A 19,592-nucleotide genomic window follows, 5' to 3' on the forward strand; every position below is an offset into this window, starting at 1 on the left:
ATGACCACACCGTTTGATCCGAGTGCCTTTCTCTCAACCTGCAGTGGCCGCCCTGGCGTTTACCGCATGTTCGACAGCGAGGCGCGCCTGCTTTATGTCGGCAAAGCCAAAAACCTCAAGAGCCGTCTGGCGAGCTACTTTCGCAAGACCGGTCTCGCGCCGAAAACCGCCGCCCTGGTGGCGCGTATCGCCCAGGTCGAAACCACCATCACCGCCAACGAAACCGAAGCGCTGCTGCTTGAGCAGACGCTGATCAAGGAATGGCGACCGCCCTACAACATTCTGCTGCGTGACGATAAATCCTATCCCTATGTGTTTTTATCCGACGGCAACTTCCCACGCCTGAGCATTCACCGTGGGGCGAAGAAAGCGAAGGGCAAGTACTTCGGGCCTTATCCCAGCGCCGGGGCCATTCGGGAAAGCCTGAGCCTGCTGCAAAAAACCTTTTTTGTGCGTCAGTGCGAGGACAGCTTCTATAAGAACCGTACCCGGCCCTGTCTCCAGTACCAGATCAAGCGCTGCAAAGCGCCCTGTGTGGGGTTGGTTGAGCCGGCCGAATACGCCGAGGATGTGCGCCATTCGGTGATGTTCCTTGAAGGGCGCAGCAATGCCCTCACCGATGAGCTTTCCACCGCCATGGAGCAGGCGGCCAGCACCCTGGATTTTGAGCGTGCCGCTGAGCTGCGCGACCAGATTTCGCTGCTGCGCCGTGTCCAGGACCAGCAAAGCATGGAAGGCGGTACCGGCGACGTCGACGTGATCGCGGCCTTCGTCAATCCGGGGGGAGCCTGTGTGCACCTGATCAGCGTGCGCGGTGGGCGAGTGCTGGGCAGCAAGAACTTCTTTCCGCAGACCGGTATTGATGAGGAGGTCGCCGAAGTCATGGCCGCTTTCCTGGGCCAATACTACGTGAGCAGCCCCGAGCGCGACCTGCCGTCGGAGTTGATCGTCAATGTGGTGCACGAAGACTTCCCCGCGTTGATCGAAGCCATCCACGAACTGCGCGGCCGCGAGCTGGACATCAGCCACCGCGTGCGTGGTACCCGCGCACGCTGGCAGCAACTGGCGGTGACTAACGCCGAGCAAGCCCTGAGCGCGCGCCTGGCCAACCGACAGCACGTCGCCGCCCGCTTTGACGCCCTGGCTGAAGTCCTTAACCTGGAGGAGCCGCCCCAGCGCCTGGAGTGCTACGACATCAGCCACTCCAGTGGCGAGGCCACGGTGGCATCCTGCGTGGTGTTCGGGCCGGAAGGGCCGATCAAGTCCGATTACCGGCGCTACAACATTGAAGGCGTCACTGCTGGAGATGACTACGCCGCCATGCACCAGGCCCTCACGCGCCGCTTCAGTAAGTTGAAGGACGGCGAGGGCAAGTTGCCGGATATCCTCCTGGTCGACGGCGGCAAGGGCCAGCTGTCCATGGCCCGCGACGTGCTCAATGAGCTGGCGGTGCCTGACCTGATCCTGCTGGGCGTGGCCAAGGGCACGACGCGCAAGGCGGGTTTCGAGACGTTGTACTTGAATGATGCCGCCCATGAGTTCACTTTGAAGGGCGACTCACCCGCGTTGCATTTGATTCAACAGATTCGCGACGAAGCCCACCGTTTCGCCATTACCGGCCACCGCGCCCGCCGTGGCAAAACCCGGCGAACCTCAACCCTGGAAGGGGTGGCAGGGGTAGGCCCGACGCGGCGTCGCGACTTGCTTAAACATTTTGGTGGCTTGCAGGAGCTGTCCCGTGCCAGCATTGACGAGATAGCCAAAGCACCCGGTATCAGTAAAAAGCTCGCTGAGCTGATTTATGCGAATCTGCATAGCGAATAGAATGCCTTTCCACCTCGTAGCCAGTTGTGCCGATGAATATCCCTAATCTGATCACCGTTCTACGCGTCCTGCTCATCCCTATTTTCATTTTGTTGTTCTATTTGCCGTACGAATGGAGTTATCTGGCTTCCAGTTCAGTGTTTGCCTTTGCCGCCGCCACCGACTGGCTCGACGGCTACCTGGCGCGCCGCCTGGAACAAAGCACGCCTTTCGGCGCGTTCCTCGACCCCGTGGCCGACAAGCTCATGGTGGCCGTCGCTTTGGTCCTGCTGGTGCAGGAACACGGCAACCTGTGGCTGACCCTGCCGGCAGCGGTCATCATCGGCCGCGAGATCGTCGTCTCGGCCCTGCGCGAATGGATGGCCGAAATCGGCGCCCGCGCCCACGTGGCCGTGTCCAATATGGGCAAATGGAAAACCGCCGCGCAAATGCTCGCGCTGGTTATCCTGCTGGCCAACCCGTCGGACTTCTCGTTCTGGGTCCTCACGGGTTATGCCTTGCTGCTGATCGCCGCGGGCCTGACCCTGTGGTCGATGCTCCAATATCTGCGCGCCGCCTGGCCGCATCTGCGCACCACCGTTGAAAAGAAATAAAACTTTTTTGAATCAAGGGGTTGACGGGTGCTGAGGATTCTATAGAATGCGCATCACCAAGCGGGAATAGCTCAGTTGGTAGAGCACGACCTTGCCAAGGTCGGGGTCGCGAGTTCGAGTCTCGTTTCCCGCTCCAAATATTGCGCTACAGAGTTCCACTGAATTCTGTAAGTGATTGAAATCAGGGCCTTTAGGCCCTTTTTTCGTTCCAGCGGGAGCCACTGAAATCCAGCTCCATCCAGTGCTTTTAAGTCCCGATTTAAGTCCCGAATGAGGATCTTGGATCTGGATGAGCACTGAATCGGTTTTTTGCTGGAGCAGCTTGGATAGCGAGACGAGCATCTGGCCCTGACTCTGCTCAGGAGCTCGCTATGGCACTCTCGGATACGACCGTTCGGCAAGCCCGAATCACCGGCAATGACTACACGATAGGCGACACGGATGGGCTCGCGCTCAACGTGACCGCACGCGGCGGGAAAATCTGGCGTTTCAGATATTACTGGGCGGGCGTGCAGAAACGCATGTCTCTTGGTAGTTATCCGCAAATCAGCCTTAAAGAAGCCCGTGCCCGACGTGACGAGGCGCGCACCTTGGTCGCCCAAGGCATCAATCCCTATGAGCACCGTAAGCAGCAGCGTCGTGCTGTTCGTTTTGCGGCGGAGCACACCTTTGAGGCCGTGTTCAATCAGTGGGTGGAGTTCCGCAGGCTAAGCCTGAAGGAAGGGCGACAGAGCACGCTCTCGCAGATTTTGAGGATCTTCAGTAAAGACGTCCTGCCTATACTGGGTGGGCGTTCTATCTACGATATCAATCGTCACGATCTGTTGGATTTGCTGAGCAGGATCGAACAGCGCAAGGCCTTAACGACAGCCGAAAAATGCCGGACTTGGTTCAACCAATTGTTCCGCTATGCGCTGGTGAAGATCGAGGGGCTGGAGCACAACCCAGCGTCAGACCTTGACGTAGTTGCACTCCCAAAACCTCCGGTTACGCATAATCCATTTCTTCGCATGGACGAGCTCCCGGCATTGATGGCTGCTCTTCGAAACTACGGTGGCGCCAACCAAACTCGGCTTGGCCTTCGGTTGTTGTTGCTGACCGGTGTCCGCACGGGCGAATTGCGGTTGGCAACACCCGATCAGTTCGATCTGGAGAAGCGCTTGTGGATCATACCAGCGGAAGTGGTGAAACAACTTCAGCTAGCGATGCGGAAGCCAGGTAAACAGACCCAAAATGTACCGCCTTATATCGTGCCGCTGTCGGTTCAGGCGCTGGAGATCGTGCGTCACTTGCTGGACCAGGTTGTCCCTGCGCAACGCTACTTGTTTGCGCATCGAAGCGACCTGAGCAAGCGCATCAGTGAGAACACTCTGAATGGCGCGCTACGCCGAATGGGGTACGCTGATCAACTCACCGGTCATGGCATGAGGGCGACGATCTCGACGGCGCTGAACGAGATCGGATACCCGAAGGTGTGGGTGGATGCTCAGCTTTCTCATGCGGATCCGGACAAGGTGAGTGCGGCCTACAATCACGCGGAATATGTCGAGCAGCGCCGGACCATGATGCAGGACTGGGCGAATCGTCTGGACCTTTGGGGGCAGGGACAGCTGAAAGCGGCAAGTTCTCCGCTGACCATTCGTTTAGAGGGCGCAGCTTCATTACCTTCGTTGGAAAGCGCGAATGCAAACGCCGTTCTGTACAGCGGTGGCTTCCCAGAGACGACTGTCCCAGCCTCCAAAACGTCCGTCAGCAACGAACCGGTCCTTAACGCTGCTCAGTATTCACCAGTCCTACCTGCTCCTACGCAGACTGAACAGCTGCGCGACCCCCAAGTATCTGAAATACAACGCCAGCGCGCCGAGATGCTAGCTACCTATGAAGCTTCGAGTAATTTGGCACTGTTTGTCTTCGCCAAACTGGCAGGCAAATCCAGAGATCAGATCAACCGAGATATCAAGGCTCGGCGCCTGCTATCCCTGAGTCTGGGGAATCGCGGTCAGCGTATTCCCGATTGGCAGCTTGATCCACTGCGGCACAAGTTGGTACTTGCTGCGTTAGCGCGGTTTCCGGATGTCGATGCATGGAGGCTTTATGGCGCCCTTTGTAAGCCTCATGAGCGATTTAAAGGTCGCGCGCCAATCGATGTGCTTACTACGGAGAATTTCGATGTGACCGCACAAATCGTTTGCAGTGCGCTGGGTTCAAGCTGAGGTACTGTCTTTTTGCTGTGATAATGGATGTCGCTGCTTGCTTGGGTCCATCTAGCTCGGGCTGCCGTAAATGCGTGAACTTCACGCGTTGCCTGAGGTGCGGCGGAGATGTTCGGCAAGAGGCTTCTATTGCGCAGGAAGACACCCTTTGGCATCATCTCGATCCCGCCCTCTCTTGTCAGCTCTCCATCCCTCTCATTTGGGGGCTGCGTCTTGGGGATGGCGGGTAACCACCCGGCCTCGTGCCGGGTTTTTTATTCGTTCGGCAGGCACGGCTGGCGGACAAACTTGGAATATCCAGCTACCCCATGTATGGGGTGCTAAAGGGAGAGTGTTCGAATCACTCCGTCCCGACCATATTTTTCAATGTCTTAGCCCAATCTGAAAAGATTGGGCTAAGACATTGAACTCCAGGAATGGCGCGCTACGCGCAAGCCCAGGTGTGAGGAGGTGACAGCTTTGGCACTGGTGAGGGAGTCGGCGGGAAGAAACGGGATTACCCTAGTCATTCCTATTGACTGAGCAGTTGCCGCTACAACCTCCATGCCTGTCAGGGAGCTTGGTGTGTCGGTGCGCTGAGCACTTACCAGGTACAAAGGTGAGTTTGAAGCGTCAAGCCGGGCAGCCCTCGACCAAGTCAAAATACAGCATCGAATTGGCTCATATCGATGTCAGGATCATCATCTCTTTGGTGAGGTAGCCCGGAATCGTGAAGGCTTTGCTCGTACGTCCGTCCCTTCAAGTCGGAAGAGTCGTTTCTAATTGCCAACACCGTCCCAGCAATATGCAATCCACCATCCATACGCCGGATCTGCTTGACTTGAATAAGGCTACCAACCGACTGTCGACCTGTTAGCCAAAGACTCCAAGCGGACACTGAGGTAGCTTCGGCCGAGTCAAATACGAAGCTAATAATTACGTGATTTGCTGTTCGCGTACCTCTGCGTAGAGCGATGCCCACTGGTGCTGGCACCTCATCTGAGAATGAGTGAGCACCTTGAACAAATATGATGTCGCCGGGCGCAATCGTGCATCCCAGCACGCTTCGGTCGAGGTGGTCTGAAATGTTCCTGACAACGACGTCCTGCATTACGGCCGAAAACAGCGCAGTAACATAATAGTAAAGCTGTATTCGATCTGAGTCCGCGTACATAAAGCTGCCAGCTGTCACCCTTTTCACGACCGCCCCTGCTTGGTCACAGACCCCCGCCGTGATTGCCTGCTGAAAGCCCGATACAGCAGTGGGGTCTACTCCCAATCCCTGCGCCAACTCGAACAGACGCAGATGATTAAAGTAAAGCCAGTTATCAAGCTGAAGCTGACTTCCTTGCTGAATAGCCAGGGCATCATCTCGTACAACCTGCTGTTCCCATTGAGCCTTGAGGCTTGAAATACGTGATGACGTCAGATTCTGTTCAAGCTGCCGATTCGTATGCGCCTCTCCATGATGGATAGTGCACAGTACCGCTAGATTCGGCGTTGAGTGATCACGACTGGTAGACCACTCGTTAATATGGTGCACAATAATTGGCCTTTGAGGATCACGGCAGACACAGCAAACCCAGCGGTTGGCAAACAAGACTTTGACAAGATCCTCCTGAGGTATCGCTGGCCGGGTTCCGCCGTATATAGCTGCGATTTGCTCAGCATTCAGTCCAAGCGCTGACAACGCATTTTCACTCGAAAGCTTTAGCTTCGCCAATGTCTGACCTGCGCACCGCAGCCTTGCGGCCGTCTCACTATCGAAGCCGCGCGCCATGAGAGCTTTTTCAGTTGGATTATTCGTCATGCTCGAGACTATAGGCCATGAGCGAGCTCATGGTGAAGCAAGACAGCAAGCCAAACGGCTGCGTCGAATCACACACTGGCCTAGGTCGTTCCGACATTAACTGCTGAAGTGGCGAAACGTCGGAACACCTGAGTGTCTCGGTGCCAAAGAAAACGCAAAAAGGAGTATTCCGCCGATATTTTCGAGTGCCAAACATCGTGCAAAGGAGTGCCAAATCCGGCGCGTCCTTACACCAGGGTCGCTTTCGTGTGCGTTGAGCGTGGCTGCCGCACCTCATGCCAACAAGACCCTTTACTGACCTGTCAGGCTCTGTGACATGACCCGTAATTCCCCGAGAATAAAATGGCTACAAGGCGTCAAGGCTGATGGTTAAAGTGCACCTCGTTGGTGAGCAGGAGGTCGGTGCCGCGTCTGGCTTGCTCCGAACGCTGCTGCCGGGCTGGCAGTGCCATGAGAAAGACATGGGGCCATTAGTAGACACTATGGTGGCAAAACAGTAGCGTGCAGGGCAGGCCTCTCCAGAACGGTTACAGGAGGCGCGGAATAGGAAAAGACTCAAGGCCGAATGACAGGAGGTTGCATGTTTGAGCCCATAGAAGCACTGGATATCTACAACAAAAATGTCAATATTCTGATCGGCTCTGGTGCTTCGGCGGATTTGTTTCCCACTTTGGGATTGCAGATTAAGGATGTGCTCGGCAACTGGGAGACGATCGAAACGCTGTCGACAAAGTATGCACTGCGCCCAGAGAAGAACGCGGCGCTGTTCATGCACTATTACAACACGTGCATTCATCCGGTTCAGACATTTTCTCCATCAGCGATTGCCACGGCTGAGGGACTGGAAAATCTTGATAATTACGAAGTTTTTTTGCGTACGCTATTAGGTTTTCTGGACAGAAGAAAGGATGTCAATCGCAAGATCAACATCTTCACCACCAACTATGATGGCTGTCTGGCGCACGCCGCTGATCGCCTGCTGGTGAGAGGGACGCACGAATTTGTCGTGAATGACGGGACTTCAGGGTTTCACAAGAAGCATTTGCACGCGAAAAACTTTAACACCTTTCAATGCCAGACCGGTGTTTTCGAGCGTGTCGCGTACGGCGTTCCGCAGCTCAATATTATTCACCTGCATGGCTCGGTCTACTGGGAAAAGAGCGGGGACAAGATTGAAGTTAGTTACAAGAATGACTTCAAAAACCTTCTCAGCCCGCACGTCATAAACAAAATTTCGGATCTCTCAAAGTATCTGACCACAGAAGGGGGCGTCACGGACGAGATTCCGTTGGTAAAGCTTACCCACAATCAGATGGAAAGATTCTGGTACGAGTACAATAAGCTTCCAATCGTGAACCCCACAAAGTGGAAATTTCACGAGACGGTTTTTGAAGAGCATTACTATCAAATGCTCAGACTACTCAGCTACGAACTGGAACGACCCAACTCGATCTTGATTACATTCGGGTTCTCCTTTGCGGATGAGCACATCTTGAAGCTCGTTCAGCGCTCGCTGTCGAATCCCAAGCTGCAGACGTTTGTCTGCGCATACAGCCAACGAGGAGCACAGAAAATGCGCGACGAGTTTGGCGCGTGGAGAAACGTCAAGGTCATTGGCCCGCCCGAGGGGGCTGACTTGAATTTTGCCAATTTTAATAAGCATGTGCTTTCGCTCAGCCCGCAGGCCTACGTGCCGGGAGATGCTCACTGATGGTCATCCGGGTAGGTGAGGTTATTGCCGTCAGCGGCGTCAGGATTACTCTGAGGATATTTGAGGATTCCAACCAGGAAACCCTATTCCACGAGGGTAAAAAGTATAGGGGTGTTTCAATCAGAGAGCATTTGCTGATTCAACGCGGGTTCATCGATATTGTATGCCTAGTGGAAGGTGAGTATCTGGATGAGCGCAAGCTTGACGAAACCGCAGAAAAAACTTCCTACATCAGGAAGGTGGATGTTCGGCCCGTCGGTTACGTGGCTGACAATAAGTTCTATGAAGGCGTGAAATACATGCCGATGATCAGGGATGGTGCCTCTCTCCTCAGTGAGGAGATGGTAGGGAAGATCTACGGTGTGAATGATGGGGGCAGCTTTACCATCGGCGCGATGCTCAAAGAGAATATCCCTATCAGCCTCCCGTGGACACGGCTATTTAACAGTCATCTGGGCATTTTTGGTAACACCGGCAGTGGGAAGTCGAACACGCTGGCCAAATTATATACGACTTTATTTCGGGAGAAACTTGCCGGGTTAAAAGGGAAGAGTCAGTTCGTCATTATTGATTTTAATGGTGAATACACTGGAGGCCAGATCCTGGCCACCCAAGATAAAAAGGTTACGGTTTTAGACTCCAAGAATGGGGCACAAAAATTCACGCTGGAAAGTGCTCATTTCTGGGATGCGGAAACCCTCAGCCTGCTTTTTCAGGCAACCACCAACACTCAGGCACCGTTTCTCCGACGGGTTCTGTCGGGGAGGGAAAAGTTTAAAGACCTGCCGCTCTCCCATTTTCTGGAAAAAACGTTTGAGCGAGTGTTTGCTGCTGCTGAGCCTAAAGCGGAGGCGTTGGAGTTAACACGCGAGGTCGCCCGGATTATAGGCTCTGAGGCATTGCAGCACCACTTGGCAGGGGTAAAATACCATGCGCAGAACAAATACTTCAGAGCGCTGGAAGGGCACTACTACGATTCTGATGGGAAAGCATTTGCTGCCTTTTTGAAGCCTTTCCTTGCCGCACATGTAAAACTGGATGCGCTGGACCAATTCGATGAGCTGCTTTTGCGTTGCTATCTACAGCTCTGCGGTGATGTGGTGATGGGCTATGCACAATACGAACATATCCAACCCGTGTTGGCCAGGGCGAGGTCTTCTCTGGCGGGATTGCGCAACGTATTGCATATCGTCGATGCACCACCCCCTCCCTACCTTCTGCACGTCATTTCACTGAAAAAATGCAAGAACGATGTGAAAAAAATTCTGCCAATGCTCATTGCAAAGAATTTTTATGTGAATCACAAGGAAGCAGAAGGGTTGAACAGCCCACCGACTAAAACCCTGCACTTGATCATTGATGAGGCACACAACATCCTCTCCGAGCAATCAACACGAGAGCATGAAATCTGGAAGGATTATCGACTGGAGTTGTTTGAGGAGATCATCAAGGAAGGAAGAAAATATGGCGTGTACCTGACGCTCTCCAGCCAGCGACCTGCGGACATCTCTCCTACTATCGTCTCTCAAATACACAATTTCTTCATTCATCGCCTGGTGAACGAACGCGATTTGATGCTTCTGGATAATACAATCAGCACATTGGACGCTTCGTCCAAATCATTGATACCCACGCTAGCTAAAGGGTGCTGTGTACTTACTGGAACGGCCTTTGATTTACCGATGATCCTGAAGATAGATCCTCTGCTTGAAGGGCACAGGCCTGCGAGCGATGACGTTAATCTTGAGGCACTGTGGGCGAACCATTAGCTTTTTCACGCGATGACTCACGGATTGGCATGGCCAAAACGCTGATCCGCGGCCGGCAGCCCTTCGTGATTTTTGTACGTAAATACAACTCGAGCTTGACGGCTCCGCAGGGATGAAGGACGTCTGCGCATGCCGTCTCCAATTGGACAGGCCTTAACTTCGCTTCAACTCGATTTTGGTCAAGCAAGATCGTTGTGTCCTTGAGCAGGAGGATCGAGTGACGGAGCTCATCTCAATGAGGCGCTGGCACGCGTGTCTGAATACTCATAGACGAAGGCGGACAGGTGAGACTTCTACGCGAACTATGCTTGGTGGCACTTGGCTATAATTCGTGCCGCTGCTCGTGTCGAGGTGGGTTAAAGTGCATCAATGGCTAAGCAAAGCCTCCCGAGGCATGAAGGAGTATCTGGGTTGGAAAGGACTTATGCATTTGTCGACGAATCCGGAAATCATGATCTAGAAACCTCGAAGCAAGGCAGCTCCGGATTCTTTGTTGTGTGCTCAGTGCTTGTTTCTGAAACCGGCTTGGAAAGAGCTTATGAGCTCGCTGAAGCGCTCCGGGTGCGGCATTTCCAGACGGGTGAGATCAAATCCAGCAAAGTTAAGGTCAAGGATACAGAGCGGCGTGTTCGCATTCTGAGTGACCTGGCAGAGCTTCCTCTAAAGCTCTACTTTACGGTCGTCGACAAGTCGAGGGTGTACCGAGATGGGGGGCTTCAGTTCAAAAAGTCCTTTATTAAGCACATCAACGGCATGCTCTATGAGCGGCTCTTCATTGACCGCCCAAACCTCCAGATGACCGTCGATGAACACGGTGGTGCAGAGTTTCAGGAGAGCCTGAAAGCCTATGTTCAGGCCCGTTACGTCGATGATCTGTTCGGCGATGATCAATCCTTTCAGACCAAGAGCAGCAAAAACGATGTCCTCATACAGGTAGCAGACTTTTTCGCCGGTTCGGTCGCCCAAATTTATGAGGGAAAGGCTGGCGAGGAGGTCGTTAAAGCCTATAAAAGGATATTGCGTGATCTGACGCTAGGTCTCGTTGAGTGGCCTCCGAAATATCAATCGCTGCTTGCTGCTCCTGCCGACGATTCTCAATACGCAGATTATCGAGTGCATCAGGAGGCACTTAAACAGGCAGATCAGTTCATCGCTAAGGTTGGCAAGCATCCTGACGAAGACGAACGCTTACAGTGCTGTATCCTTGACTACCTTCGGTTTCAAAGCGAGTTTGTCAGTAGGGATTACGTGACGATGGGTGACATAAAAAGTCATTTGGCTGATCGTGGATTCGGCGATCTCAGCGACCAGAAAATCAAGTCAAGCGGGATTGCCAAACTTCGCGATTCCAATGTGATCATCACCAGTGCATCCAAGGGGTACAAGATTCCGCAAACACGGGCTGACATCAATGATTTCCTGAGAATGACATCTGGGCAAATTGTGCCGCAGTTGGAAAGAATCAAGAGGGCTCGTGATGTCTACATGCTGAGCAGCCGAGGGGAGTACGATATTTTGAAGGCGGCGAATTTGCCAGAGCTTGAGAAGTTGCTAGCCTCACTTGAAGTGCTTGGAGATGGTGACCATTAGTCCTGAATGGCCGCCCCTACCATGTTGCGGCTGATGGAGTGGAAAAATGAACTTGTCGATGCACGATGGATAGTGCCGAAAAGAGTATTTTGATGACATCGGCCAAGGTGAAATATGTACAAGAGGGTGGGCGATTGAGCGCATACACGGATCGTGACCTTGAGCGGAAAATCGTAGCAGCCCAAAAGGACTTACAAGCCTGGGCTGTCACCAACGATCTTTGGCATGATAGCGGGTTTACTTCCTATGCCAAGCGCGTACAAGCAGAGCCTGGCGAAGGGGCGGTGGCTTTCATTCTCTACAGCAGTGGAGAGCTTGCACGCATGCTTGATGAGGATCTATATCCGAAGCTTCGAGCGGAGCTTGATGAAATTGCTGACTCGCATGGTTTTTGGTATGACAACTACGACGGCTGCTCCTACTACTTTTACGCCACAACCGAAGCACTCCAAGAAGCCTACGACCAATTCTTTCACTGGAAATGGGTCTGCAGTCTGATCATCGAAGATTTCGGCGATATCTACGCTGAGCTCTATCAGTATTTTCAGGCTCGCCCTGAGCGGCTTTACAATCTGCATCACCGCGAATTCGAAATATTGCTTTACCGCGTATTCCAGAGCTTGGGATATGAATCAGAGTTGGGGCCGGGAGTTGGAGATGGAGGGGTTGACGTCAAACTACTTCAGCGGAGTCCGTTGGGGGATACCTTGGCTTATGTCCAAGCTAAGCGATATGCCCCTAACCGGCCCATAGGCCTTGAGGCTGTGCAAGCATTGCGTGGGGCGGTAGCAAACGATGGCGCTGACTTGGGCATATTTGTCACCACCTCCCGTTATTTACAGGGAGCGCAGAACTTTGCACATCGATCATCAGGAATACTGGAGCTGAAGACCTCTGCAGACGTCGCTCAGTGGTGTCAGCAAGCGCAAGCGGGCATTGTCCAAGACAAGTCCGTATTAGTTTCGGATACGCATCTATTATCTATTCTGCGTCGTATTGAAGATGGAAGTCACGCGTTAGTCGTTCATGCTCACACTGGGTATCGAACAATCGGAAACAGCTTTGCACTCGTGCTTAAGGAGACCAAGCACGCGGCTCTCCTCATGAGTCTGCCACGGCGGATTATCAGCCAGGATTCCCATGGCCTTGAGGGGCATGAAATCCCAATGTTGGATAAACAGATACTGACTGCCAAAAATGCAGATACGGTCTTCCGCGCAAAACGGAAATTGGATGATCAGGGGCGGGTGAGCTACTGGGATGGGCAAAACCTCTATTCGATCTGGAATCGGCAGCCGAGTCGCTTCAGCCATTTAGACTGAGTATTCTGCGGGGAACTGGTTTGCCATTGCGGCTAGCAGCGACAATAATAAATAGCTCCTCATTTTTGGGTCCTCCTTACCTGGTTTCATGCAGTGGCCGGGTTTGATGCCGTTTCACGTGGCTAACAAATTCAGAATGCGGGTTTCAATGCATATCCCATCCCCTTTGTGTGCACTAGCGGAGCCCGCCATGGTATCAATGCCAGCTTGATTCGAAAGTGGGTACTTACTGCGTTCAGTCCGTCATTAAACATTATGGGCAGCTGAGAGGCTGCAAGAGTATGGTCCAGTGGCGGGTGTTCCAGCGTCGACTTCGCGTGTTGAGCTCTTTTGGGGCTACGGACGTTTATGCTATTCCACTTTAAGGAAAGGATTGTCGGCAGGTACTGGCCCAGTTTCGAACATGAGTGCTGGATTTTCTAGCAAATAGCCTTTGAGGGCTCCTTTTTTCCGTGGACCTTCTACCTGACAGATCCAGATGTTCAAACCATCGTCGCGCTTTTTGTGGGTCTTCAGTTTCTCGAACTGCTTCTGCACCCATCGCCATTCCTCACCTGCAGAATCGGCCCCCAGTGAGATGCACGGAAACTCTTGAACGTAGCGCTGAAAAAGGCCAGGCGTGACCAGGAACACTGTACCGCCCACCGTGTGAATTTTAGCTTTGCTGTCATTGATGATCAGCTTGTGACTCCGGATGCCTTCCTTGACCCAATTCAGGAATACCTGGCCTGGGTCATCCGATGGAAGCGTTGAAGTTTTGTCAGCACTTTCGGACAGTTCAACAGTGGCCTCACGTTCTTCCAACTCGAACATGTCCAGCAGCGAGCCGAGGTAATCGGCATCCTCTAGCGCCATGGGTTCCGGCTGCGGTTGGCTATGGTCTGATCCTACACGGACTGTCTCGGGCGCTGGTGTTGGTACCAGGGTATCAGTATCAGTTGAGTGGTCATGGGTTGCAATGCTCACCGTTCCGCTGAAAGCCTCAGGCCGGTCTTCGTTCCCCCAAATCAAAGCCGGTTGAAGGCGCAGGAAGGTGAAGCTCTGCTGCCAGTTGCCTTGTGCCACAAGCGCGGTCCAGATGGCTTTGCCTTCCGGCGTGGACTCAACCAATCCATGTGACTGCAGCTCGTCAAACACCGTGAGGTTGGACGAGGGAATCCCTTCAATCGATTGCGACAGCAGATAGGCTCGCAGCTTGTCTGTGACCGTCTTGCTGACGAGCCAGAGTGCGTCCTGGGTCAGCCATCCCGCGGCACCTGGCTGGTTGAGTTTCAGCTCGTTCAGAACCAGATGACGCAGTCCGCTGATCAAGTGATGTTGCAGCGAAGGAATGGGCGCTTGTAATGCCTTGCTTGGGTTGCCACCGATGTTCTGCGCAGTGGAAACGCGGTCGGCCTGAGTCACCAATTCGCCCAGCACGCCGGCACGTTCGTACTGACCCGCCAGGACATACAGCAGGTTGGCCCAGAGCGATGGGAACCCACTGAGCCAATCGAAGATCGGGCGGTCGAGAATCTTCGTGTAGAGCAAGCCTGCGGCCGCGCCGTGCAGGTGGTAGTCGCGCCCCTTGAGGTAGCGAAAACGGTAGGGCTGATCTAGGGATCCCTGCCAAGGATGCCAGACACGGCCATCCTGGCGTTCGACCAGCAGGTCCACGGCGATTTTGCCGATGTCATGCAGCAGGGCTCCATAAGCGATGCCGGCGGACCAGGCATCTGTCTGTGCGGCTTGGTCTTCGGGCGCGGCGCCGGTGGGAAGCAGATACGACTGACGCAATTTCAAACTGCAAGCAACCAGCTCGAGGCCATGGTCGAGCATGCCGCCGAGATAAGCATGATGGTGCGTCTCGCTGGCCGGGAGTTGTTGGACCAGTTCGGCGTAGCGATGGATCGGATTTAAATAGAGCTGGCTGAATTGCGGATGGGAGAGGGCGGTGTACTGCCAAATGCGATCAAGCAACTGGCGGCGATGCTCGGCTGCTAACAAGCGCTGGGACGATTCGATGGGCAGATACCCATCGGCGACGTTTACGGTGGGTGGCGGAGGAGGCTTTTGCCTTTTGTGCCGAAACAGACTGAGCATCATGGCCTCCCGGGAACTGGCAGAGTCAGTGGCCTTTTAGCCTTTTCGGATAGGGCTCTTACCCTTGACTTCCCATTCCCTTCCAACCCTTCCCCGTCCTTTTGCCGTGTGTCCCTTTGTGCGGCAATCGGAATATCGATTTGTCCTGGTGCCGTTTTGTTGGAAGCGCATGCTGGTACGAAAAAGGAAAGTGTCGGTACACTGCGGTGCGAATTTTATCGGGTCTTGCCATGAACCTCACTGACGCCACGCTCATACTGCTGCTCGCGGCACGTATCCATGGAACAGACGAAGCCGTCAGGGCCTCGGCGAAGAGCGTGGTCAAGAAGCTACCGCGCAGCAAACGTGATCTGATCTACAGGGTGATCGACAGCCGAAGTCCACTCGAACTGGTGGATTACCTGGCTGAGAATCTGGATACGTAACGGCGTACTGCGGTTACGGGACTACCTCATGTTCTTTGCGTCAGAGCACCGCAGTGTGGGGATTTTTCTGGGCATAGAAAAAGGGTCCAACTCGTGTTGGACCCTATGAAGCGTTTGCAGCGGCGAGGTGACGATCAAGCTCCATCGTTCATGCATCGCGAGTCATCCATTACCGTCTGCTTCCGTTGCTGCTCCAGGTTGAGCACATACTCCGAAGCGCATCGGGCCTGGCCACTGGCGCGGAAAATCGCGCGGTTGTCAGCTTTGAGCAGGCCGAGCCAGGAGTCGATATAGCCCTCGTGCCGAAGCTCTCCCCGTATACCGGCGTAGGCACATAAAAAAGCGGCGCCCATTTCGGCGATCAACTCTTCAAATGCATAGCCTGGCGAGCCAAATGGACCAGGAGAGGTCACGCCTTCGCGCTGCAATCGAGAGTGGTGTCCGGTCCAATGCGTCAGCTCGTGAAGTGCAGTGGCGTAGTATCCACCTTGATCGTGGAATTGCGACTTTGTCGGCAGTTGGATGAGATCCCTGATCGGGTGGTAAAAGGCTTCGTCGGCAGATCGATGAATGATGATTGCGCCCGAACGTAACAACAGATTTTCCGCAGCGCCGTTGGGGAAGAAGGGATCGCTCGGTTCTGTCTCGAGCACGGTTTCGTTGAGCGTTTCGAGCCCTTCCGTTTGCTCGATGTTGAACAGAAAATGCGTCCTGAGAATGCCAAAGTGAGCGACCTTCGGCTGACCGTTTTCATCGAGTACGGGTTGACCTGACTTGGTCTGTTCCTCGCGCTCCATCGGCTTGTAGAGCACTGCCAGGGTGCTGTGCTCACCCTTACGAATATGCCCGCCGGCTTTTTTGGCTTGATTGAAGGTCAGCCAGCGATCTTGAGTGAACCCCTGCAACCTAGCCTCGGCCCAGAGCAACGGTAAATTGATGCCCGAATAGGGACGCTGCGTGACGGCGTTGATGGGATAGGGTTGGTGATGACCGACGTCAGTTGAGCCACTTGAGGACCAGGGCTTGATCCAGGGAGCTACGCCTTGGTCTAACGCGGCAACAATTTTGTCAGTCACGTCTTGATAGATATTACGCATGGCATTTTCCTCGGAGAAAACGGAGGAACGCCTTTCCCGTCGGGGAGGGTTCCCCGGTGGGCGTTGGTTGGAATGGCGCAATACCGCGCACCGTTTGAGTGTGAATCGGTGGCGGGGTATGGCCGTTTGCGTTTAGCGTTGTTGCTCTTCCGCAAGCGCTATCAGCAAGGCGTTAGGTTGGTCTGATGCCTGAAGCAGGCTGAGGCTCAGTCGCAGTAATGGCTCATGATCTGCATCACTCGCTGAGCCGAACTTGGCTACCTCGAACACCACGTAGGGTGTGTTTGGATCGGCCAGGTGAGCTTTGAAGGCTGCGCGTACGACGTTGCTCAGCCTATCGAGCTGCAGCTTTTCAGGATGACTTGAACCATCGAGCAATACTGCGTGTTGCCACGCGTCTGGAGTGAACACAACGGGCAAGCGCAGAGTGTTCAGTGCTTTGCTTGTGAGTGAGTCGGACATGGTGTGCCTCCGTTGATAGCGCGAAGAAACCTGTCCCATAGGGGAAAGAATTTCCCCGCAGTGGATTGAAGAAAAACAAGAGGGTTTGGGACGAGCCGAGCTCGAAAGAAGCTCGGGAGAGCAGTAGGCGTTCATCACCCGTGAAACGTGATCGTGCGAGCCACCGAACGCTAATCGCACTTGGGGGGAACCATCACCGGAGTGACGTAGCTTTGAAGGCTCTGGCTACCTGGGAAGGTGCTGTCGATAACAGCGATCCGTACCCTCTATGTAGCTGGATGATATGGATGGGTCAACGGCCATAGAGGCGCTGGTGCACGAGTTGCGTCTTCTGTCTTCCAGTGAAGAGTTTTTTGACCGAGCAAGCTGATAAACGGTTAAGCATGGGCGATTTTCAGTAGTAGGCTGTAGTCTCAATTTCCACAGGAACACGCTCAGAAGAGGGCGCAACCATGCCGGCTCAGCAGCCAGTTCAAATTTCCCACGCGCACCGCTGGGCATATGCATGTGGTATGGCGGCAAAACGTGGTTATCGCAAGTTGAAAGGATTTGAATCCCGCGTAGCTAAACGTGCGGCGGCGACAGGTATGCCTGCGGGTGGGCTGTTGATCCGCGGGACCTTTCTGGTTACGAAGCTGGCATTCCTCCTTGGGTTGCTCTTTATCGGTTTCTGGTTGGTCGCTTCTGTCGTAACGATGATTGCTGTGATTGGACTTCTGGTGTCCAAGGCTGCCATTGACACGGATCTTGAAGACAATGATCCAGGTCCAGACTTTTTAGGGGCCAACTCCTATCTAGGTAATTACGACGACGATGGCCACTACATTGGGCATTCCAAATCATCGAGTAGTGATGTCAGATGATTCTTTTCGTAGCTCCCATCAACTGATCTGTGCCTTTGCCTGCCGCGCCATGCGCTGCCTTGCTCGCACTTCCTAGCATCCCTTCAAGGCTGCTGCCAATTGAGTAGCCTGCCCAACTCATAGCAACCAGAAATAGACCTGGCAGGACCAAGAACATCGCCCCCATCACGTATTCAATCACCTGCGCCGTCACGGTTCCATCCATAAATCCGGATGTGGGTAGGGACAACAGCACCTGACTGGACGCCGATACTTGGTTGTACAAGGTATCGAGCATGCTGGAGTCGACCCAGCGGGCCAACTCCCACCAGAAGGTCAGCATGTGCAGCGTGAACAGCGCGAACGTCACCGTCATGACGGTCTTTAGCTGGTAGGTGCTGACCAGCAGTATCAGCGGCAAGCTGATGATGACGCCCATGATTAGGAAAGCCTGCACCATCGGCAGGGCAGCGCGTAGTGCATTCATTGCCGGGAAGTTGCTGAAGGAGCCGAGGGCTAGCCCAGTGTTAGTCGCCAGGTTATTGAGCCCCTGATTGATCGACCCACCGCGAGCACTGGAGCCATAGTCCTGGTACACCTGTCCGGGCGACATGGACATCGATTGTTGGCGCGGGCTGACCAGTTCGCGAAGCGTGGCATCCTCGATCTCGTTGCTTGAGCGACCAGTCAACCAGCCTTTCAGCTGAGTCAGTAGCGAAGGATCGACTTGCTCGATCAAGCGCGCTCGCAACCCGACACCGCTGTCATTCCACCACTGTTTGCAGGTGGGATAGCCTGCACCACTCTCCAGCCGTGGCAATGAAACATCGCGGGTTTCATCATAGGGCCAGCTGACACGCGGTGTCCGTGAGCGATCGGTGTCGTAGTAGCCCGGAGTGTCGAGAAAATAGCGTGAGCCGACCCAGGACGCATCATGACTTTGTGCCTTGTCCAACTGCGGGCGATTGGTGAACAGCCGAGAGCGGGAATAGCCGTAGCAGTCGCGAGTAAAATCGGCGACTTCCTGTAGCAACACTTGGTTATCAATGCGAGAACTGTCGATCTCCATGCGCATCTGTCGGATGTCCGGTGCGCAGGGAATGGAGGCGGTGGCCGCTGCGGTCACTCCTTTACTCAAGGCGTGCACCAGAAACCACCAGATTGGCACGTTGGCAGAGCGTTCTCCGATGGTGTTGAAAGTGGTACCCCAGGCGGTTTCCGCTGGCTTGGCCACGCTGACACCGCAGCGTTGGCTCGCTGCATCGTCGAACGCCATTGAGGCGAGGTTTAGCGGGAAGACCGGTGCGCAGCCAAACAATACGACGATGTAAGCCAACCAAAGCCGGTTTTCGATTCGAGGCACCGAGAGCAATCCCTTGTTGCCTTCATCCGCGCCTTGCTGACGGGCCGACAACCACTCTTGCAAGATGATCGCGCCGAAGGGCGCGGCGAACAATCCAGTATCGGACATGACATTCCAGATACCGTTGTTGATGATCCATGCCAGCAGGGAGAGGTAAAACTCCAGGTAGCTGTTGGTGCTCATGAGCATGGTCGTGACCTCACAATCGAGTGAGCTCGACGCAGGTAAAGAGCAAGAGCCCTAATGTCCCGGCGCGTTTCACGCGCAGTCGGTCCTGCGGCCGATGTCGGTAGCGCCTCAGCAGGTCCCGCCAGAGCGCAAAGAGGATGCCGTAGAGCAGGGCGCGCCACCACCGCAGGTAAGGCCGTATCGATTCCAGGGTTTGCTGCCAGACCTCGAAACTGCCCAGCGCAGTGCGGCCGATCCAGGCGACCAGTGCGGCGGCCAGGATCATCACTGCCGCAACCCAGAGACTTGAAAGCAAAGTGAATAGCAGTGAGCGTTTCATGG

At 54.3% G+C, this 19,592-nt stretch carries 15 protein-coding genes and 1 tRNA gene; 10 read left to right on the top strand and 6 right to left on the bottom strand.

All coding sequences use genetic code 11. From position 1 onward, the window contains the following. From uvrC to BB029_RS30810, 4 genes are all read left to right on the top strand, one after another. The gene (uvrC, locus tag BB029_RS30795) at positions 1-1,824 is read left to right on the top strand and encodes an excinuclease ABC subunit UvrC (protein WP_027603206.1); all 1,824 of its coding nucleotides are present in this window, start codon (positions 1-3) and stop codon (positions 1,822-1,824) included. Positions 1,825-1,856: 32 nt separating this feature from the next. Then, positions 1,857-2,417 carry a CDP-diacylglycerol--glycerol-3-phosphate 3-phosphatidyltransferase gene (gene pgsA / locus BB029_RS30800; protein ID WP_027603207.1) on the top strand — a complete coding sequence of 187 codons (561 nt, stop codon included), beginning with the start codon at positions 1,857-1,859 and terminating at the stop codon, positions 2,415-2,417. Positions 2,418-2,477: 60 nt separating this feature from the next. Beyond that, positions 2,478-2,553: transfer RNA gene (locus BB029_RS30805), tRNA-Gly, on the top strand. Positions 2,554-2,788: 235 nt separating this feature from the next. Beyond that, a complete protein-coding gene (locus tag BB029_RS30810) occupies positions 2,789-4,630 on the top strand; it encodes an integrase arm-type DNA-binding domain-containing protein (RefSeq protein WP_065942158.1) in 1,842 nt (613 codons plus the stop codon). A gap of 637 nt (positions 4,631-5,267) precedes the next feature. Here the strand turns inward: BB029_RS30810 and BB029_RS30815 are convergent. After that, positions 5,268-6,419, bottom strand: coding sequence for an HNH endonuclease signature motif containing protein (locus tag BB029_RS30815; protein WP_065942159.1), 1,152 nt, complete (start codon positions 6,417-6,419; stop codon positions 5,268-5,270). Positions 6,420-6,999: 580 nt separating this feature from the next. On the opposite strand from BB029_RS30815, the gene BB029_RS30820 reads away from it, so the two are divergent. The 4 genes from BB029_RS30820 to BB029_RS30835 all read left to right on the top strand — a co-directional run bounded on the left by BB029_RS30820 (position 7,000) and on the right by BB029_RS30835 (position 12,811). Next, positions 7,000-8,130, top strand: coding sequence for an SIR2 family protein (locus BB029_RS30820; protein ID WP_065942160.1), 1,131 nt, complete (start codon positions 7,000-7,002; stop codon positions 8,128-8,130). Beyond that, positions 8,130-9,899 carry an ATP-binding protein gene (locus BB029_RS30825; RefSeq protein WP_065942161.1) on the top strand — a complete coding sequence of 590 codons (1,770 nt, stop codon included), beginning with the start codon at positions 8,130-8,132 and terminating at the stop codon, positions 9,897-9,899. Before BB029_RS30820 ends, BB029_RS30825 begins: the two co-directional genes overlap by 1 nt. A gap of 411 nt (positions 9,900-10,310) precedes the next feature. After that, positions 10,311-11,489, top strand: coding sequence for a DUF3800 domain-containing protein (locus tag BB029_RS30830; RefSeq protein ID WP_065942162.1), 1,179 nt, complete (start codon positions 10,311-10,313; stop codon positions 11,487-11,489). A gap of 65 nt (positions 11,490-11,554) precedes the next feature. Then, a complete protein-coding gene (locus tag BB029_RS30835) occupies positions 11,555-12,811 on the top strand; it encodes a restriction endonuclease (RefSeq protein WP_083236519.1) in 1,257 nt (418 codons plus the stop codon). 351 nt (positions 12,812-13,162) lie between these two features. Here BB029_RS30835 and mobH read toward each other — a convergent pair whose 3' ends face one another. Next, positions 13,163-14,893 carry a MobH family relaxase gene (gene mobH / locus BB029_RS30840; RefSeq protein WP_065942163.1) on the bottom strand — a complete coding sequence of 577 codons (1,731 nt, stop codon included), beginning with the start codon at positions 14,891-14,893 and terminating at the stop codon, positions 13,163-13,165. Positions 14,894-15,123: 230 nt separating this feature from the next. Between mobH and BB029_RS30845 the strand changes: the two genes are divergently transcribed. Next, complete coding sequence (locus BB029_RS30845; protein ID WP_065942228.1) at positions 15,124-15,318, top strand: hypothetical protein; 195 nt, start codon at positions 15,124-15,126, stop codon at positions 15,316-15,318. A 134-nt stretch (positions 15,319-15,452) separates the two neighbouring features. Here BB029_RS30845 and BB029_RS30850 read toward each other — a convergent pair whose 3' ends face one another. Both BB029_RS30850 and BB029_RS30855 read right to left on the bottom strand, forming a co-directional pair. Beyond that, entirely contained in the window at positions 15,453-16,415 is a 963-nt protein-coding gene (locus tag BB029_RS30850) for an ArdC family protein (RefSeq protein WP_065942164.1), read from the bottom strand. Between the two features lie 132 nt (positions 16,416-16,547). Next, positions 16,548-16,877, bottom strand: a complete 330-nt coding sequence (locus BB029_RS30855; RefSeq protein ID WP_065942165.1) for a hypothetical protein — start codon at positions 16,875-16,877, stop codon at positions 16,548-16,550. 452 nt (positions 16,878-17,329) lie between these two features. Here BB029_RS30855 and BB029_RS30860 point away from each other — a divergent pair, with 452 nt between their 5' ends. Then, the gene (locus BB029_RS30860) at positions 17,330-17,740 is read left to right on the top strand and encodes a DUF3742 family protein (RefSeq protein WP_065942166.1); all 411 of its coding nucleotides are present in this window, start codon (positions 17,330-17,332) and stop codon (positions 17,738-17,740) included. Here BB029_RS30860 and BB029_RS30865 read toward each other — a convergent pair. Both BB029_RS30865 and BB029_RS30870 read right to left on the bottom strand, forming a co-directional pair. After that, positions 17,733-19,271, bottom strand: coding sequence for a conjugal transfer protein TraG N-terminal domain-containing protein (locus BB029_RS30865; RefSeq protein WP_065942167.1), 1,539 nt, complete (start codon positions 19,269-19,271; stop codon positions 17,733-17,735). The genes BB029_RS30860 and BB029_RS30865 overlap by 8 nt on opposite strands. A gap of 10 nt (positions 19,272-19,281) precedes the next feature. Then, positions 19,282-19,590 (bottom strand): hypothetical protein, encoded by a 309-nt coding sequence (locus tag BB029_RS30870; RefSeq protein ID WP_065942168.1) that lies wholly within the window; start codon positions 19,588-19,590, stop codon positions 19,282-19,284. Positions 19,591-19,592: the final 2 nt, after the last annotated feature.

This window comes from Pseudomonas sp. S3E12 (assembly GCF_001702295.1).
In the GTDB taxonomy this organism is placed as follows: Bacteria; Pseudomonadota; Gammaproteobacteria; order Pseudomonadales; family Pseudomonadaceae; genus Aquipseudomonas; species Aquipseudomonas marginalis.

What these genes read in the sequence shown, in the direction of transcription:
- uvrC (WP_027603206.1), top strand. Translation starts at nt 1, where the DNA reads ATGACCACACCGTTTGATCCGAGTGCCTTTCTCTCAACCTGCAGTGGC.
- pgsA (WP_027603207.1), top strand. Translation starts at nt 1,857, where the DNA reads ATGAATATCCCTAATCTGATCACCGTTCTACGCGTCCTGCTCATCCCT.
- BB029_RS30810 (WP_065942158.1), top strand. Translation starts at nt 2,789, where the DNA reads ATGGCACTCTCGGATACGACCGTTCGGCAAGCCCGAATCACCGGCAAT.
- BB029_RS30815 (WP_065942159.1), bottom strand. Translation starts at nt 6,419, where the DNA reads ATGACGAATAATCCAACTGAAAAAGCTCTCATGGCGCGCGGCTTCGAT.
- BB029_RS30820 (WP_065942160.1), top strand. Translation starts at nt 7,000, where the DNA reads ATGTTTGAGCCCATAGAAGCACTGGATATCTACAACAAAAATGTCAAT.
- BB029_RS30825 (WP_065942161.1), top strand. Translation starts at nt 8,130, where the DNA reads ATGGTCATCCGGGTAGGTGAGGTTATTGCCGTCAGCGGCGTCAGGATT.
- BB029_RS30835 (WP_083236519.1), top strand. Translation starts at nt 11,555, where the DNA reads ATGGATAGTGCCGAAAAGAGTATTTTGATGACATCGGCCAAGGTGAAA.
- mobH (WP_065942163.1), bottom strand. Translation starts at nt 14,893, where the DNA reads ATGCTCAGTCTGTTTCGGCACAAAAGGCAAAAGCCTCCTCCGCCACCC.
- BB029_RS30845 (WP_065942228.1), top strand. Translation starts at nt 15,124, where the DNA reads ATGAACCTCACTGACGCCACGCTCATACTGCTGCTCGCGGCACGTATC.
- BB029_RS30850 (WP_065942164.1), bottom strand. Translation starts at nt 16,415, where the DNA reads ATGCGTAATATCTATCAAGACGTGACTGACAAAATTGTTGCCGCGTTA.
- BB029_RS30855 (WP_065942165.1), bottom strand. Translation starts at nt 16,877, where the DNA reads ATGTCCGACTCACTCACAAGCAAAGCACTGAACACTCTGCGCTTGCCC.
- BB029_RS30860 (WP_065942166.1), top strand. Translation starts at nt 17,330, where the DNA reads ATGCCGGCTCAGCAGCCAGTTCAAATTTCCCACGCGCACCGCTGGGCA.
- BB029_RS30865 (WP_065942167.1), bottom strand. Translation starts at nt 19,271, where the DNA reads ATGCTCATGAGCACCAACAGCTACCTGGAGTTTTACCTCTCCCTGCTG.
- BB029_RS30870 (WP_065942168.1), bottom strand. Translation starts at nt 19,590, where the DNA reads ATGAAACGCTCACTGCTATTCACTTTGCTTTCAAGTCTCTGGGTTGCG.